16 protein-coding genes are annotated in these 15,648 nt (G+C 54.1%); 15 read left to right on the forward strand and 1 reads right to left on the reverse strand.

What is annotated here, in order from left to right; translation table 11 throughout:
- Positions 1-46: 46 nt before the first annotated feature.
- Positions 47-1,039, reverse strand: a complete 993-nt coding sequence (pspF, locus tag ACMWLG_RS16735) for a phage shock protein operon transcriptional activator (protein WP_162467370.1) — start codon at positions 1,037-1,039, stop codon at positions 47-49.
- Positions 1,040-1,190: 151 nt separating this feature from the next.
- Here pspF and pspA point away from each other — a divergent pair, with 151 nt between their 5' ends.
- The 15 genes from pspA to ACMWLG_RS16810 all read left to right on the forward strand — a co-directional run bounded on the left by pspA (position 1,191) and on the right by ACMWLG_RS16810 (position 15,626).
- Positions 1,191-1,859, forward strand: a complete 669-nt coding sequence (gene pspA / locus ACMWLG_RS16740; protein WP_029740507.1) for a phage shock protein PspA — start codon at positions 1,191-1,193, stop codon at positions 1,857-1,859.
- 49 nt (positions 1,860-1,908) lie between these two features.
- The gene (gene pspB / locus ACMWLG_RS16745; protein WP_023312045.1) at positions 1,909-2,133 is read left to right on the forward strand and encodes an envelope stress response membrane protein PspB; all 225 of its coding nucleotides are present in this window, start codon (positions 1,909-1,911) and stop codon (positions 2,131-2,133) included.
- A complete protein-coding gene (pspC, locus tag ACMWLG_RS16750; protein WP_023312044.1) occupies positions 2,133-2,492 on the forward strand; it encodes an envelope stress response membrane protein PspC in 360 nt (119 codons plus the stop codon). Before pspB ends, pspC begins: the two co-directional genes overlap by 1 nt.
- Positions 2,493-2,504: 12 nt before the next feature.
- Positions 2,505-2,729, forward strand: coding sequence for a phage shock protein PspD (pspD, locus tag ACMWLG_RS16755; RefSeq protein ID WP_023312043.1), 225 nt, complete (start codon positions 2,505-2,507; stop codon positions 2,727-2,729).
- A gap of 209 nt (positions 2,730-2,938) precedes the next feature.
- A complete protein-coding gene (locus tag ACMWLG_RS16760; RefSeq protein WP_074465962.1) occupies positions 2,939-4,624 on the forward strand; it encodes a sugar phosphorylase in 1,686 nt (561 codons plus the stop codon).
- 14 nt (positions 4,625-4,638) lie between these two features.
- Entirely contained in the window at positions 4,639-5,931 is a 1,293-nt protein-coding gene (locus ACMWLG_RS16765) for an ABC transporter substrate-binding protein (protein WP_045400143.1), read from the forward strand.
- A 22-nt stretch (positions 5,932-5,953) separates the two neighbouring features.
- Positions 5,954-6,835: a carbohydrate ABC transporter permease gene (locus tag ACMWLG_RS16770; RefSeq protein WP_023312040.1), complete on the forward strand. Its 882-nt coding sequence runs from the start codon at positions 5,954-5,956 to the stop codon at positions 6,833-6,835.
- On the forward strand, positions 6,822-7,664 hold the full coding sequence (locus ACMWLG_RS16775) for a carbohydrate ABC transporter permease (RefSeq protein ID WP_045400139.1): 843 nt from the start codon (positions 6,822-6,824) through the stop codon (positions 7,662-7,664). The genes ACMWLG_RS16770 and ACMWLG_RS16775 overlap by 14 nt, the downstream gene beginning before the upstream one ends.
- Before the next feature lie 28 nt (positions 7,665-7,692).
- Complete coding sequence (locus tag ACMWLG_RS16780) at positions 7,693-8,745, forward strand: zinc-dependent alcohol dehydrogenase (protein ID WP_045400136.1); 1,053 nt, start codon at positions 7,693-7,695, stop codon at positions 8,743-8,745.
- A 17-nt stretch (positions 8,746-8,762) separates the two neighbouring features.
- Positions 8,763-9,551, forward strand: coding sequence for a sugar phosphate isomerase/epimerase family protein (locus ACMWLG_RS16785; RefSeq protein WP_023312037.1), 789 nt, complete (start codon positions 8,763-8,765; stop codon positions 9,549-9,551).
- Positions 9,552-9,562: 11 nt separating this feature from the next.
- Positions 9,563-10,621, forward strand: coding sequence for a Gfo/Idh/MocA family protein (locus ACMWLG_RS16790; RefSeq protein ID WP_088545041.1), 1,059 nt, complete (start codon positions 9,563-9,565; stop codon positions 10,619-10,621).
- Positions 10,615-12,894, forward strand: a complete 2,280-nt coding sequence (locus ACMWLG_RS16795) for a glycoside hydrolase family 65 protein (protein WP_045620482.1) — start codon at positions 10,615-10,617, stop codon at positions 12,892-12,894. Before ACMWLG_RS16790 ends, ACMWLG_RS16795 begins: the two co-directional genes overlap by 7 nt.
- On the forward strand, positions 12,884-13,552 hold the full coding sequence (gene pgmB, locus ACMWLG_RS16800) for a beta-phosphoglucomutase (RefSeq protein ID WP_045400129.1): 669 nt from the start codon (positions 12,884-12,886) through the stop codon (positions 13,550-13,552). The genes ACMWLG_RS16795 and pgmB overlap by 11 nt, the downstream gene beginning before the upstream one ends.
- Before the next feature lie 10 nt (positions 13,553-13,562).
- Complete coding sequence (locus ACMWLG_RS16805; RefSeq protein WP_023312033.1) at positions 13,563-14,645, forward strand: ABC transporter ATP-binding protein; 1,083 nt, start codon at positions 13,563-13,565, stop codon at positions 14,643-14,645.
- Between the two features lie 66 nt (positions 14,646-14,711).
- On the forward strand, positions 14,712-15,626 hold the full coding sequence (locus tag ACMWLG_RS16810; RefSeq protein ID WP_023312032.1) for an OmpG family monomeric porin: 915 nt from the start codon (positions 14,712-14,714) through the stop codon (positions 15,624-15,626).
- Positions 15,627-15,648: the final 22 nt, after the last annotated feature.

Raw genomic sequence — 15,648 nt, forward strand, 5'->3', positions numbered from 1 at the left:
CTTACGCATGCTTCGTAAAAATGTCTGCAGGTAAGTGCTGATATTGTCAGCGCATTTGATGCTTTTTGAGCAATGCCCTTAACTGATGGTAGGTCAGACCCAGCAGTTCAGCCGCCCGTTTCTGGTTATATTTCGCCGTCTTCAGGCTTTGCTCCAGCAGCTGTTTCTCCTGTTCGTTCTGGAACTGGCGTAAATCAAGGGGGAGAGTAGGGGCATCGCCTGAAGACGCTGGTGTGGGTAGCGACGGCGCGCTGCGCTGAAAAGGATCGATAATGATGTTGTCCAGCTCCGTCTCGCTGCTGCCGTGACGATAGACGGAGCGCTCCACGACGTTTTTCAATTCGCGGATATTTCCCGGCCAGTGGTAAGCGAGCAGCGTCTCCTTTGCATAATCGCTGAAGCCGGGGAACAGCGGCAGTCCGAGCTCGCGGCACATCTGAATCGCAAACTGGTCTGCCAGCAGCATGATGTCGCTTTTGCGCTCGCGCAGCGGAGGAAGTTGAACGACGTCAAAGGCCAGGCGGTCAAGGAGGTCGGCACGGAATTTCTCCTCAGTCACCATCTCCGGCAGGTTGGCGTTAGTGGCGCACACCAGGCGCACGTTAACCTGCAGCGGCTGGCTACCGCCGACGCGCTCCAGTTCGCCGTACTCAATCACGCGCAGCAGTTTTTCCTGCACCAGCATGGGCGCGGTGGCCAGCTCATCCAGAAAAAGCGTACCGCCGTCGGCGCGCTCAAAGCGTCCGGGATGGCGTTTCTGGGCACCGGTAAACGCCCCTGCTTCATGGCCGAAGAGCTCGGTGTCGAGCAGGTTTTCATTCAGCGCCGCGCAGTTAAGGGAAATAAATGGGCCATCCCAGCGCCCGGACAGGTAATGCAGACGGTTGGCTATCAGCTCTTTCCCCGTTCCACGTTCACCGATGATCAGCACCGGTTTATTGAGCGGCGCCAGGCGAGAGACCTGTTCCAGCACTTCGAGAAAGCTGTTTGCTTCGCCGAGTAAATTGTCTTTGTATCCGGGCATGATGAAATTAACCACTCCTTAGCGATATTCACCAGGGAAGAATAGTTCTTCACTGCGCAAAAAGCAATCAGGCTTAGTAAAATCAATAAGATAAAAACCTGGCATGATGTTTGTATTATCAGTACAGCAGGGCCTGGCCCGATAACAGAACTATGAGGATTAGATTATGGGTATTTTTTCTCGTTTTGCCGACATCGTGAACGCCAACATCAACTCACTGCTTGAGAAAGCGGAAGATCCGCAGAAGCTGGTACGTCTGATGATTCAGGAGATGGAAGACACGCTGGTTGAAGTGCGTTCAACCTCCGCCCGCGCGCTGGCGGAGAAAAAACAGCTTACGCGTCGCATTGAACAAGCTACCGCTCAGCTGAACGAATGGCAGGAAAAAGCGGAACTTGCGCTGCGCAAAGATAAAGAAGATCTGGCCCGTGCGGCGCTGATCGAAAAACAGAAGCTGGCCGATATGGTCGCGACGCTCGAGCATGAAGTGACGCTGGTGGACGACACGCTCACCCGTATGAAGAAAGAGATTGGTGAGCTTGAAAACAAACTGAGCGAAACCCGCGCGCGTCAGCAGGCGCTGACCCTGCGTCACCAGGCGGCAAGCTCCTCCCGCGACGTGCGTCGTCAGCTGGACAGCGGTAAGCTCGATGAAGCGATGGCGCGTTTTGAATCGTTTGAACGTCGTATCGACCACATGGAAGCGGAAGCCGAAAGCCACGGCATCGGCAAGCAGAAGTCGCTGGATCAACAGTTCGCCGATCTGAAGGCTGATGATGAAATCAGCGAGCAGCTGGCGGCACTGAAAGCCAAAATGAAGCAAGACAACCAATAATAATTCCTGCGGCACCTGAGCGTGCCGCATCATAAGACAAGGAGTACACATGAGCGCGCTTTTTCTGGCCATTCCCCTGACAATTTTCGTGCTGTTCGTTTTGCCGATTTGGCTATGGCTGCACTACAGCAACCGTTCTTCTCGGGGCGAACTCTCCCAGAGTGAACAACAGCGTCTGGTGCAGCTCTCCGACGAAGCGAACAAAATGCGCGAACGCATTCAGGCGCTGGAAGCCATCCTGGATGCTGAGCATCCAAACTGGAGGGACCGTTAATGTCTGGACTGAATCTGAACAAAAAGCTGTGGCGAATTCCACAGCAGGGCATGGTGCGCGGCGTTTGCGCCGGGCTGGCTCACTATCTTGATGTCCCGGTTAAACTTGTCCGCGTGGTCGCGGTGCTATCGATCTTCTTCGGCCTGGCGTTTATTACCCTGGTGGCATACATCGTCCTGTCGTTTGTTCTTGACCCGATGCCGGAAGGAGAACTGGCTGCGGAGGGAGCCCCGACCAGCAGCGATCTTCTCAATGCCGTTGATGAGCAACTCGCCGCCGGTGAGAAGCGGCTACGGGAAATGGAACGCTATGTCACGTCGGATACCTTTACGCTGAGAAGTCGCTTTCGTCAGCTTTAAGAGAGAGATGAGATGAAACAACACTGGCAACAGGCCGGTCAGAAGGTAAAACCCGGCCTGAAAATCGCAGGTAAACTGGTCCTGCTGACCGCGTTACGGTTCGGCCCGGCAGGTGTGGCAGGTTGGGCAATTAAATCCGTTGCCCGCAAGCCGGTCAGAATGGTGCTGGCCGTGGCGCTCGAACCGCTGTTGCAAAAGGTGGCAAAACGGCTTTCTCGCCGCTACTTATCCCAATAATTGCCGTTGGCGTTAGCCCTTTCCCTGACGGGGGAGGGACTGGCGACGGTTAACCGCATTTCCTCTTTTCCCCGTTCTTTCTTTGCGGCAGCTCACAATATTGCGCTGAGCTGCTTTGCAATCACCTTTTTCTCCTTTCTGGTCCGTTGACAGATATTTTTCATGGGAGTAGATTGCCACTCCGTGGGACCGCTACCATGGAAAGTGAAATGGATACAAAAATTAAAGAGATCATTAATTTTGTTTACGGAGAAACGTTTTCTGAAGCCCATCTTAATGTGCTGCTGGAAAATATTGAAAAGGCCGCTTCTGTTATTACGGAAAAACGTAAAACGGGTTGGGATGAAAAAGACGTTGTCCTGGTCACCTATGCCGATCAGTTTTCAGCGAAAGGGGAGAAGGCGCTGCCTGTTTTTACACGTTTTTATAACAGGTGGCTTTCTCATTCTTTTTCTCATGTCCATCTCTTGCCTTTTTATCCATGGTCTTCGGACGACGGGTTTTCTGTTATCGATTATCATGAGGTTGCACCGGAAACCGGAACGTGGCGAGACGTTGCCGAATTAAAAAAGTCAGCCAGTTTAATGTTTGATTTCGTCTGTAACCATATGTCAGCCAAAAGTAAATGGTTCGCTAATTACCTGAAGCAAATTCCTGGGTATAGCGATTTCTTTATTTCTGTCGATCCTGAAACAGATTTATCCGCGGTGACGCGTCCGCGTGCTTTACCGCTTCTTACGCCTTTCACGCTGCATGACGGTAGCGTGCGACACCTGTGGACCACCTTCAGCGAGGACCAGGTTGATCTCAATTTCGCCTCTCCGCAGGTGCTGATCGCGATGGTCGACGTGCTGCTGCATTACCTGATTGAAGGGGCGCGATACATTCGTCTGGATGCAGTGGGATTCATGTGGAAACTACCCGGAACAAACTGCATCCACCTTGAGCAAACCCACCAGCTCATCCAGCTTTTCCGCGCGATTACCGAGGCTGTCGCCCCGGGAACGGTGATTATCACCGAGACGAACGTTCCGCATAAAGATAACGTTGCTTACTTTGGTGACGGTGAAAATGAAGCGCAGATGGTTTATCAGTTCTCTTTGCCCCCGCTGGTGCTGCATGCGGTGCATTGTCAGAACGTCCGGACGCTGAGCCAGTGGGCGGCGTCGCTGACGTTGCCTTCCACCAAAACCACCTGGTTTAACTTCCTGGCCTCGCATGACGGGATTGGTCTGAATCCGTTACGCGGAATTTTACCCGAGTCGGAAATACTCTCGCTTGTGGAAAAACTTCAGGCTGAAGGGGCGTTGGTTAACTGGAAAAATAACCCGGATGGAACACGCAGTCCTTATGAAATTAATGTGACCTATCTGGATGCATTAAGTACGCGTAACAGTCCTGACAGCCAACGGATTGCCCGTTTTATTCTGGCGCATGCCGTCCTTTTAAGCTTCCCCGGCGTGCCTGCGGTTTATATCCAGAGCATTCTCGGTTCCCGTAATGATTATGCAGGTGTTGAGCGCCTGGGATATAACCGTGCGATTAATCGAGAGAAATACACGGCAGGGCAAATTGATAGCGAGCTTGAAGATAAAAATAGCCTGCGTTCTCAGGTCTATTGCTCGTTAAGCCAGTTAATCGCGCTGCGTCGGGCGGAGAAAGCATTTCACCCTGACAGTGAGGCTTATTTTAGCGCGTCAGGTGAACATGTTTTAAAAATCGTTCGCGTGGCGGGTTGTGGTGAAAAAATAACGGCGCTGTTTAATTTCAGTGACGGCATTCAAACGGTGGAATCCGATATTCAATCCGGAAAGGACTTGATCACCGGAAACGATATTACAGACAAAAAGCTGACCCTACATCCATGGCAGTTGTTGTGGATTAAAGAAAACTAAAAAGGACCTTAAAAATGAAAATGCCCAGAATCGTGCTGATTTCAGCACTGGTTTCGTGCGCCTTGTTATCAGGCTGCAAGGACGACAAAAATTCTGCTGTGACTATTGAGTTTATGCACTCGTCAGTCGAGCAGGAGCGTCAGGCGGTTATCACTAAGCTGATCGAAAAGTTCGAGAAAGAGAACCCCGGCATCACGGTGAAACAGGTGCCGGTCGAAGAGGATGCCTACAACACCAAGGTCATTACGCTCGCCAGAACGGGCGCGCTGCCAGAGGTGATTGAAGTCAGCCATGACTACGCGAAAGTCATGGACAAGGAACAGCTCCTGGATCGCAAAGCTATCGGCGAAGCCATTAAAGCGGTAGGCGAGGACACCTTCTATGACGGCATTTTGCGTGTTGTTCGTACGGAAGACGGTTCTGCCTGGACGGGGGTGCCAGTCAGCGCCTGGCTATCCGGCGTCTGGTATCACAAAGATGCGCTTGCGGCGGCGGGTATCCAGGAGCCGCATAACTGGGAACAGCTGCTGAAAGCCACTCAGAGGCTCAACGACCCGGCTAAAAAACATTACGGCATTGCGCTGCCCACCGCCGAAAGCGTGATGACGGAGCAGGCATTCTCCCAGTTTGCGCTTTCCGGCGGCGCGAACGTTTTTGATGCCAAAGGGAACGTCGACATCGATACCCCTGAAATGGCAAAAGCCCTGGCGTTTTATAAAGATCTGGCCGCGACCACCATGCCGGGTTCAAACGACGTCATGGAGATCAAAGATGCCTTCATGAACGGTTCTGCGCCGATGGCGGTGTACTCCACCTACATCCTTCCGGCGGTATTCCTGGACGGAAAACCTGCCAATCTGGGCTTCGTCGTCCCAACAGAAACCTCTTCTGCTGTTTACGGCATGGTCACGTCGCTGACGATTACCACCGGTCAAACTGAAGATGAGACTCAGGCGGCTGAGAAATTTGTGACCTGGATGGAGCAGGCTCAAAACGCAACCGACTGGGTCATGATGTCTCCCGGCGCGGCACTGCCGGTGAACAAGCTGGTGGTGGGCACCGATACCTGGAAAAACAACGATGTGATTAAAGCGTTTGGACAACTGCCTTACGAACTGATTGCGCAGTTCCCGAATGTGCAGGTGTTTGGCGCGGTGGGGGACAAAAACTTCACACGCATGGGCGATGTTACCGGGTCCGGCATCATCAGTTCCATGGTGCATAACGTCACGGTGGGGAAAAAAGATCTCAGCAACACGCTTAGTAACAGCCAGAAGCGTCTGACCGATCTGATTTCACAACGATAGGAGCGCTCTGCGGAAGGAAATTATGAAGACGTTGTTTTCTGGTCGTTCAGATATGCCTTTTGCCATGCTGCTGTTGGCCCCCAGCCTGATTTTGCTGGGGGGCCTGGTGGCCTGGCCAATGATTTCCAATATTGAAATCAGTTTCTTACGTCTGCCGCTTAACCCGCGCATTAGCGCTGTGTTTGTCGGGCTGGATAATTACATTCGCATTCTCAGTGATGCAGCATTCTGGCACTCGCTGTGGATGACGTTCTGGTACACCGCGCTGGTGGTGATCGGCAGCACGGGGTTGGGTCTGGCGGTTGCGATCTTCTTTAACCGTGAATTCCGTCTGCGGAAAACGGCACGTTCACTGGTGATTTTGTCCTACGTTACCCCGTCCATTTCGCTGGTGTTTGCATGGAAATACATGTTCAACAACGGCTACGGCATTGTGAACTATCTGGGCGTTGACCTGCTGCATCTGTATGACCAGGCACCCCTGTGGTTCGACAATCCTGGCAGCAGCTTTGTGCTGGTGGTGCTGTTCGCCATCTGGCGCTACTTCCCGTACGCGTTCATTTCGTTCCTCGCGATTTTGCAGACCATTGATAAGTCGCTGTATGAAGCGGCGGAAATGGACGGCGCGAATGCCTGGCAGCGTTTTCGAATCGTTACGCTGCCCGCGATTATGCCGGTGCTGGCAACGGTAGTGACGCTCCGCACTATCTGGATGTTCTACATGTTTGCGGATGTCTATCTGTTGACGACCAAGGTCGATATTTTGGGCGTCTACCTCTACAAAACGGCATTCGCTTTCAACGATTTGGGTAAGGCTGCGGCGATCTCCGTCGTGCTGTTCGTGATCATCTTCGCGGTGATTTTGCTGACCAGAAAAAGGGTAAACCTCAATGGCAACAAATAAACGCGTACTGAGCCGTATTGGTTTTTATCTCGGTCTGGCGGTATTCCTGGTCATCACGCTATTCCCGTTCTTCGTGATGCTGATGACGTCATTCAAGAGCGCGAAAGAGGCTATATCGCTTAACCCGACCATTTTGCCGCAGGCGTGGACGCTGCAGCATTACGTCGACATCTTTAACCCACTGATTTTCCCGTTTGTGGACTATTTCAAAAACAGCATGGTGGTGTCGCTGATCTCCTCGGTGATTGCCGTGTTTCTCGGCACGCTGGGGGCTTACGCCTTGTCCAAACTGCGTTTTAAAGGCCGCACGACGATCAACGCGAGTTTTTACACCGTCTACATGTTCTCCGGAATATTGCTGGTGGTGCCGCTGTTCAAAATCATCACTGCCCTTGGGATCTACGACACCGAGCTGGCGCTGATTATCACCATGGTGACCCAAACTTTACCGACAGCGGTGTTCATGCTGCGCAGCTATTTCGACACCATCCCGGACGAAATCGAAGAAGCCGCGATGATGGACGGCCTTAACCGCCTGCAAATCATCTTCCGCATCACCGTGCCGCTGGCGATTTCCGGGCTCGTATCGGTGTTTGTCTACTGCTTCATGGTGGCGTGGAACGACTATCTGTTTGCGTCCATTTTCCTGTCCAGCGCCAGCAATTTCACCTTGCCGGTCGGGCTGAACACGCTCTTTAGCACACCAGATTATATCTGGGGTCGCATGATGGCGGCATCGCTGGTGACGGCGCTTCCGGTGGTCATCATGTACGCCCTGTCTGAACGTTTTATTAAAAGTGGTTTGACCGCCGGTGGCGTGAAGGGCTGAGGCGGCCAATTTTAACAAGGAGTCAGTCATGAAAAAATTAGTAGCGACAGCGCCACGCGTGGCGGCGCTGGTGGAATATGAAGATCGTGCTGTGGGAGCACATGAAGTGAAAATTCGTGCACGCTTTGGCGCGCCAAAGCACGGCACTGAAGTCGTGGACTTCCGCGCGGCAAGCCCGTTTATTGACGAAGAGTTCAACGCGGAGTGGCAGATGTTCACGCCGCGTGAAGAAGGGGCGGCCCGCGGGATCGAATTCGGTAAGTTCCAGCTGGGCAACATGATTGTTGGCGAGATTATCGAATGCGGTGATGACGTCACTGAATATCAGATCGGCGACAGCGTCTGCTGCTACGGCCCGCTGCAGGAAACGGTGATCGTTAACGCGGTGAACAACTACAAGCTGCGCAAAATGCCGCAGGTTGCGTCCTGGAAAAACGCCGTTTGCTACGATCCGGCGCAGTTCGCCATGAGCGGCGTGCGTGATGCCAACGTCCGCGTGGGCGACTTTGTGGTCGTGGTCGGTCTGGGAGCCATTGGGCAGATTGCGATTCAGCTGGCGAAAAAAGCCGGTGCGTCAGTGGTTATCGGCGTTGATCCAATCGAACACCGCTGTGAGATCGCCCGTCGTCATGGGGCAGACCACTGTCTGAACCCCATAGGCACTGATGTCGGTCTGGAAATCAAAAAGCTGACCGGGAAGCAGGGCGCGGACGCGATCATCGAAACCAGCGGCTTTGCAGATGCGCTGCAGTCCGCGCTGCGCGGACTTGCCTACGGCGGCACCATCTCCTATGTAGCTTTCGCAAAACCGTTCGCGGAAGGCTTTAACCTCGGCCGCGAAGCGCATTTCAATAACGCGAAGATTGTCTTCTCCCGCGCCTGCAGCGAACCCAACCCGGACTACCCGCGCTGGAGCCGCAAGCGTATTGAAGAGACCTGCTGGGAATTGCTGATGAACGGTTATCTGAATTGTGAAGATCTGATCGACCCGGTCGTGACCTTCGACACCACCCCGGAAAGCTATATGAAGTATGTCGATCAGCACCCGGAACTCAGTATCAAAATGGGCGTCACTTTTTAAGCTAAGGACAGCAAATCATGAAGATCGCAACACAAAACCAGGCCTTTTTCCCGACCAGCATCATGGAGAAATTCGAGTACATCAAAGCAATGGGTTTTGATGGCTACGAAATTGACGGCCGCCTGCTGGTGGAAAACCTCGATGAAGTGAAAGCGGCCATCAAAGCTACCGGTCTGCCGGTGACGACAGCATGTGGCGGATACGATGGCTGGATCGGTGATTTCATCGAAGAACGCCGTCTGAACGGGTTACAGCAGATCGAACGCATTCTGGAAGCGCTGGCGGAAGTCGGCGGAAAGGGCATTATCGTGCCTGCTGCCTGGGGGATGTTTACCTTCCGTCTGCCACCAATGACCTCTCCACGCAGCCTGGACGGTGACCGCAAAGCCGTAAGCGCCTCCCTGCGCTGGCTGGATGAGGTGGCGGCGCGCACCGGAACAACCGTCTACCTGGAGCCGCTGAACCGTTATCAGGATCACATGATCAACACCCTGGCTGACGCGCGTCGCTATATCGAAGAGAACGGTCTGAAGCACGTGCAGATCATCGGCGATTTCTATCATATGAACATCGAAGAAGACTCGCTGACGGATGCGCTGCATCAGCACCGCGATCTGCTGGGCCATGTACACATTGCAGATAACCACCGCTACCAGCCGGGCAGCGGCAGCCTCGATTTTGCCAGCCTGTTCGATCAGCTGCGTGCCGATAACTACCAGGGTTACGTGGTGTATGAGTGCCGTGTTCGCGCCGAGGATCCGGCTCAGGCATACCGGGATTCGCTCACTTACTTGCGTGAATGCTAAGGATGACGAGCGTGATGAGTGCTTCTACACCTTCGCCTCTGCGCGTTGCCATCATTGGCGCCGGGCAGGTCGCGGATAAAGTGCATGCCTCGTATTACGCCACGCGCAGTGATGTTCAGATGGTGGCTGTCATGGACAGCCATCCTGAACAGGCTCTGGCGTTTGCGGAACGTCATGGTATTTCCTCGGTATGGCAGGATGCGCGAGACATGCTCGAGGCGGTTAAGCCGGATGTGGTGAGCGTCTGTTCGCCTAACCGGTTCCATTTCGAGCACGTCATGGCAGCGCTGGAAGCTGGCTGCCACGTGATGTGTGAAAAACCACCTGCTATGACGCCGCAGGAGGCCGATCGGATGCGCATGGCCGCGCGCAAGGCGGGAAAAGTGCTGGCGTATGATTTTCACCATCGCTTTGCTCTCGATACGCAACTGCTGCGTGAGGCTGTGATGAAGGGGGCGCTGGGAGAAATTTATTACACCACTGCGCAGGCGCTACGCCGCTGCGGGGTTCCCGGCTGGGGCGTCTTTACCAACAAAACGCTACAGGGCGGTGGGCCGTTGATTGATATCGGCATCCATATGCTCGATGCCGCTATGTACGTGCTGGGGTTCCCGGCGGTAAAAAAGGTGACGGCACACAGCTTCCAGAGGCTGGGAAACCGTAAAAGCAGCGGCCAGTTTGGCGCGTGGGATCCCACGCAGTTTACCGTTGAAGATGCCCTGTTTGGCACCATTGAATTTTGCAACGGCGGCATTCTGCGTCTGGACACGTCGTTTGCGCTCAATATCCGTGAACAATCCATCATGAACGTCGCATTTTGCGGTGAAAAGGCGGGCGCCATGCTGTTCCCGGCGCACATCTACAACGACGAAGCCGGGACTTTAGTCACCCTCACGCAGCGTGAAGAGGCTGACGATCGGCGTCATATGCGCAGTATGGATGCCTTTGTGCGGCATGTGCAGGGAGAGCCCGTCATGATCGCTGATGCAGAGCAGGGGCTGGTTATCCAGCAGCTCGTCGCCGCGCTGTATGAATCTGCAGAAACAGGGGAAAGCGTGACGTTATGCTAAACGTGTCTGTATTAACCGACCCGGGCTTTTGTCCACACAGCCTGAATAAATACGCCTCCATCATGGCCTGCGGTAATGGCTACATGGGGATCCGCGCTACGCACGAAGAAGATTACACCCAGCAAACCAGAGGCATGTATCTTGCGGGTCTCTATCATCGTGCTGGTCGCAACGAGACCACTGAGCTGGTCAATCTGCCGGATATCATCGGTATTGATGTTGAGCTGGATGGCATCAATTTCACGCTCCTGTCAGGCGAAATCCTCGAGTGGCAGCGCGAGCTGGCGTTTGCCAATGGCGAACTTCGTCGCAGCGTCGTCTGGCGCTCGTCTGACGGGAAACGCTATCGTCTGGAGAGCCGTCGTTTTGTGTCGCTGGTCCAGTTGCCCTTAGTGGCCATGCAGCTTTCCATCACGCCGCTCGATGCCGTCGCGCACGCCGTGCTGCAAACCGGCATTGACGCAACGCAAACGAACAGCGGCAGACAGCATCTTGATGAAGTGTCGGTCAGAGTGTTCGATCAGGAATACATGCAGGGCGTATATGAAACGCAGGACCGCACGTCTGAGATTGCTGTTTCAGCGTATTGTCAGCTCTCAGCGAAGAGCGACAGCTGTTTCACCGCCAAAAATCGTCGTCTCAGCGCCCATCATTCGCTGACGATTGCGAAGGGTGACACTGTCACGCTTGAAAAAATCGTCTGGGTTGCACATCGCAGTGATAAGGCACTGTCGCAGGCCTCTTTCGCTCGCAACGCGCTGGCCGATCTCAAAGTCTGTGCGGCAAGAGGCTACGACGCCTTGCTTGAGAGTTCGGCGTGTGCCTGGCAAGAGGTCTGGCGTAACGCTCGGGTGGAGGTTGACTCTACGGAACATCAGGATCAGATGGCGCTGGATTACGCCGTCTGGCATTTGACGGCCATGACGCCAGCCCATGATGAGCGAAGCAGTATCGCCGCCAAAGGGCTGACTGGAGAGGGGTATAAAGGCCACGTCTTTTGGGATACCGAAATTTTCCTGCTGCCTTTCCATCTCTTCACGCGTCCCCAGACCGCCCGTAGCCTGCTGCGCTATCGTTGGCTCAACCTGGCCGGGGCGCGGGAAAAAGCCCGTCGCAACGGCTGGCCCGGCGCGTTGTTTCCATGGGAAAGCGCCGCCAGCGGGCTGGAAGAGACGCCGGAGTTCGCGGCTATCAACATCCGAACCGGCACGCGTCAGAAGGTGGCCTCCGCGCTGGCGGAACACCACATCGTGGCGGACATCGCCTGGGCCGTCGTCGCTTACTGGCAGGCGACGCACGATGAGACCTTTATGCGGAATGAAGGTCTGACGCTCTTGATGGAAACCGCTGCGTTCTGGATGGGCCGCGCGACGGAAATTAATGGTCGTCTCGAAATCCATGACGTTATCGGACCTGACGAATACACCGAGCATGTGAACAACAACGCTTATACCAACTATCTGGCCTGGCACAACGTCGCCTGCGCTCGCCAGTTTATGACGATGTTTGGGCGCGAGGATGAAGGTTTTACGCAGAAAGCGACACGGTTCCTGACGCGCTTATGGCTGCCGGAGGCCAATTCAGACGGTGTGCTCCCGCAGGATGATACCTTTATGGCAAAACCTGCCATCGATCTGAGCCGCTACAAAGCCAAAGCGGGTAAGCAGACCATTCTGCTCGATTATTCCCGCGCGGAAGTCAACGACATGCAGATCCTTAAGCAGGCCGATGTGGTGATGCTTACCTACCTGTTGCCGGAGCGGTTTACCCCGCAGCAGTGCGCCGCCAATCTGGCGTTCTACGAGCCCCGCACGATCCATGATTCTTCGCTGAGCAAGGCCATTCACGGCATTGTGACTGCCCGCTGTGGTGACGTCGAAGGTGCCTACGCCTTCTGGCGCGATGGCGTCGCAATTGATCTTGGGGACGACCCGCACAGCTGCGATGACGGAATTCACGCCGCTGCGACCGGCGCTATCTGGTCCGGCGTCATTCAGGGCTTTGCCGGTGTGCAGATTGTAGAAGGGGAGCTGCATCTTGCGCCGAAACTGCCAGCTCACTGGCAAAAACTCACATTCCCTCTGCGCTGGCGGAACGCAACGCTGCACTTCACCTATGAAAATGAGGTGTTAACCATAGAAGCTGCAGTACCTGCCACGCTGACGCTGTGGGGCAAAACGCTACATGTATCGGGGCGGAAAATTTGCGCTTATAAGGATTTTCTTGCATCTGAAAATGGGACCGCTACCACGGAGAGGCGCCATGATGCTTAAGGCTGTTGTATTCGATCTGGACGGTGTGATCGCCGATACCGCACACCTCCATTTTCTGGCCTGGCGTGCAGTGGCGGATGAAATCGGCATCACCTTCGACGAAGCGTTTAACGAACAGCTGAAGGGCATTAGCCGCATGGATTCCCTTCAGCGCATCCTGAAGCATGGCGGGAAAGAGGGGACGTTTAGCGATGAGCAGTGCCTCGCGCTGGCGACGAAGAAAAACGCGCTCTATGTCCAGTCTCTGGCGTCGCTGACGGAGGATTCACTGCTTCCCGGTATTCGCGACGTGCTGGCGGATATCCGTGCGGCGAAGGTCAAAATTGGGCTCGCCTCCGTTTCCTTGAATGCCCCGGGGATCCTGCACGCGCTTGGCATTGATCAGGCCTTCGATTTTTGCGCCGATGCTTCCCGTATTCGCCGCTCAAAACCAGACCCGGAGATCTTCCTCGCCGCCTGTGCAGGCCTGAATGTGCGTCCTGACGCGGCTATAGGTATCGAAGATGCACCTGCAGGCGTTGAGGCGATCAACGCGGCGGGATTGCTATCCGTTGGGATTGGAGCTGGCCTGAACCATGCGGGATTACAACTTCATTCAACGCGGGAACTGACCTGGAAATGCCTGACCGAGTTTTGGGCATCCCGGACGTATTGCTAAGGAATTAACAATGGCTCAACTGTCCCTGAAACACATTCAGAAAATCTATGATAACCAGGTCCACGTGGTTAAGGATTTCAGTCTCGAAATCGAAGACAAGGAGTTCATCGTCTTCGTTGGGCCTTCGGGCTGCGGTAAATCCACCACGCTGCGAATGATTGCCGGTCTGGAGGAGATCAGCGCCGGTGAACTGATTATTGACGGGGTATGCATGAATGACGTGCCCGCCAAGTCTCGCGATATTGCGATGGTCTTCCAGAACTATGCGCTTTATCCGCATATGACGGTCTACGACAACATGGCGTTTGGCCTGAAGATGCAAAAAATTGCGCCTGCGGTTATCGAAGACCGCGTTAACTGGGCGGCACAGATCCTCGGATTACGCGAGTACCTCAAGCGCAAACCCGGCGCGCTGTCCGGCGGCCAGCGTCAGCGCGTGGCGTTGGGCAGGGCGATCGTGCGCGAGGCGGGCGTGTTCCTGATGGATGAACCGCTCTCTAACCTCGATGCCAAGCTTCGCGTGCAGATGCGGGCTGAAATCAGCAAGCTGCACCAGAAGCTCAACACCACCATGATTTACGTGACCCACGATCAGACGGAAGCCATGACCATGGCGACCCGCATCGTGATCTTAAAAGACGGCATTATTCAGCAGGTCGGTGCACCGAAGCAGGTGTACAACGAACCTGCAAACATGTTTGTTGCAGGATTTATTGGATCGCCAGCCATGAACTTTATTCGCGGCGCTATCGACGATCGCTATTTTGTTACGGAAACGCTGCGTCTTGCGATCCCGGAGGACAAGCTCGCTTCACTGAATGCCGCAGGGTATCAGCGCAAAGCCGTGGTCTTTGGGATCCGCCCGGAAGATATTCTCACGCTGCAGAGTCGAGGTGAGAATATCGCGGCGAAAGTCAGCGTAGCCGAACTGACCGGAGCGGAGTTCATGCTTTACGCCACCGTTGGCGGCCATGAGCTGGTTGTGCGCGCTGGCGCGGCGAATGATTATGCCTCTGGGGATAATATCGACATCCAGTTCGATATGAACAAGTGCCATTTCTTCGACGCTGAAACCGAAGCGGCTATTAGATAAGAAAGGTGTTCGCCGGAAATGCAAATTTCCGGTTTTTTTGTTTGTTACTTATAAAGGGAAAATTAAATGAGTACTCTACTAAGAAGTGCTGCGCTCGTGCTGTGCGCAGGGGTTAGCTGTGCACAAGCATCAGAAACAGCAAAACAGTGGGAATTTAATATCGGCGCGATGTATGAAATCGAAAACGTTGAGGGGCAGGGCGACGATAAAGATGGATTATATGAACCTTCCGTGTGGTTCAATGCAACCTGGGATGCGTGGACTATTTCGCTGGCGATGTATCAGGAGGGGCCGGTTGATTACAGCAGTATGACCCGTGGAACCTATTTCGACCGTCCTGAATTTGAATTACGCTATCGCTTTATTGGAACCGATGATTTTACTTTCGGTCTGACCGGTGGTTTCCGTAATTATGGCTACCACTTTAAAGATGAGCACGGAGCCAAAGACGGCAGCGCGAATATGCAGCGCTACAAAGTTCAACCTGACTGGGATATTAAATTAACCGATGACTGGCGCTTTGGCGGCTGGTTTGCCATGTATCAGTTTGCCAACGATCTGGAGAAAACCGGTTATTCTGATAGCCGCGTTGAAACCGAAACGGGCTTTACCTGGACCATTAACGAAACCTTTGCGGCTAAAGTGAATTACTATTTAGAGCGCGGTTTCAATATGAACGGTTCGCGTAATAACGGCGAATTCTCCACCCAGGAAATTCGCGCCTACCTGCCTATTTCATTGGGCCAGACGACCTTAACGCCTTATACCCGACTGGGGCTCGATCGCTGGTCGAACTGGGACTGGCAGGACGATCCTGAGCGTGAAGGACATGATTTCAACCGCCTGGGTATGCAGTATGCCTATGACTTCAACAACGGTTTATCCATGACGCTTGAATACGCCTATGAATGGGAAAACCATGACGAGGGTAAAAACGACCGCTTCCACTATGCGGGCGTTGGGGTAAATTACGCGTTCTGACCGAGAGCACGCCAGGGGCGCT

Origin of the sequence: Enterobacter sp. 01-M-02-SI-ECC (assembly GCF_047530595.1) — a bacterium.
Lineage (GTDB): Bacteria > Pseudomonadota > Gammaproteobacteria > Enterobacterales > Enterobacteriaceae > Enterobacter > Enterobacter cloacae_M.

Bases quoted from the DNA above. Each gene is read 5' to 3' on its own strand.
- pspA (WP_029740507.1), top strand. From the start codon at position 1,191: ATGGGTATTTTTTCTCGTTTTGCCGACATCGTGAACGCCAACATCAAC.
- pspB (WP_023312045.1), top strand. From the start codon at position 1,909: ATGAGCGCGCTTTTTCTGGCCATTCCCCTGACAATTTTCGTGCTGTTC.
- pspC (WP_023312044.1), top strand. From the start codon at position 2,133: ATGTCTGGACTGAATCTGAACAAAAAGCTGTGGCGAATTCCACAGCAG.
- pspD (WP_023312043.1), top strand. From the start codon at position 2,505: ATGAAACAACACTGGCAACAGGCCGGTCAGAAGGTAAAACCCGGCCTG.
- ACMWLG_RS16760 (WP_074465962.1), top strand. From the start codon at position 2,939: ATGGATACAAAAATTAAAGAGATCATTAATTTTGTTTACGGAGAAACG.
- ACMWLG_RS16765 (WP_045400143.1), top strand. From the start codon at position 4,639: ATGAAAATGCCCAGAATCGTGCTGATTTCAGCACTGGTTTCGTGCGCC.
- ACMWLG_RS16770 (WP_023312040.1), top strand. From the start codon at position 5,954: ATGAAGACGTTGTTTTCTGGTCGTTCAGATATGCCTTTTGCCATGCTG.
- ACMWLG_RS16775 (WP_045400139.1), top strand. From the start codon at position 6,822: ATGGCAACAAATAAACGCGTACTGAGCCGTATTGGTTTTTATCTCGGT.
- ACMWLG_RS16780 (WP_045400136.1), top strand. From the start codon at position 7,693: ATGAAAAAATTAGTAGCGACAGCGCCACGCGTGGCGGCGCTGGTGGAA.
- ACMWLG_RS16785 (WP_023312037.1), top strand. From the start codon at position 8,763: ATGAAGATCGCAACACAAAACCAGGCCTTTTTCCCGACCAGCATCATG.
- ACMWLG_RS16795 (WP_045620482.1), top strand. From the start codon at position 10,615: ATGCTAAACGTGTCTGTATTAACCGACCCGGGCTTTTGTCCACACAGC.
- pgmB (WP_045400129.1), top strand. From the start codon at position 12,884: ATGATGCTTAAGGCTGTTGTATTCGATCTGGACGGTGTGATCGCCGAT.
- ACMWLG_RS16805 (WP_023312033.1), top strand. From the start codon at position 13,563: ATGGCTCAACTGTCCCTGAAACACATTCAGAAAATCTATGATAACCAG.
- ACMWLG_RS16810 (WP_023312032.1), top strand. From the start codon at position 14,712: ATGAGTACTCTACTAAGAAGTGCTGCGCTCGTGCTGTGCGCAGGGGTT.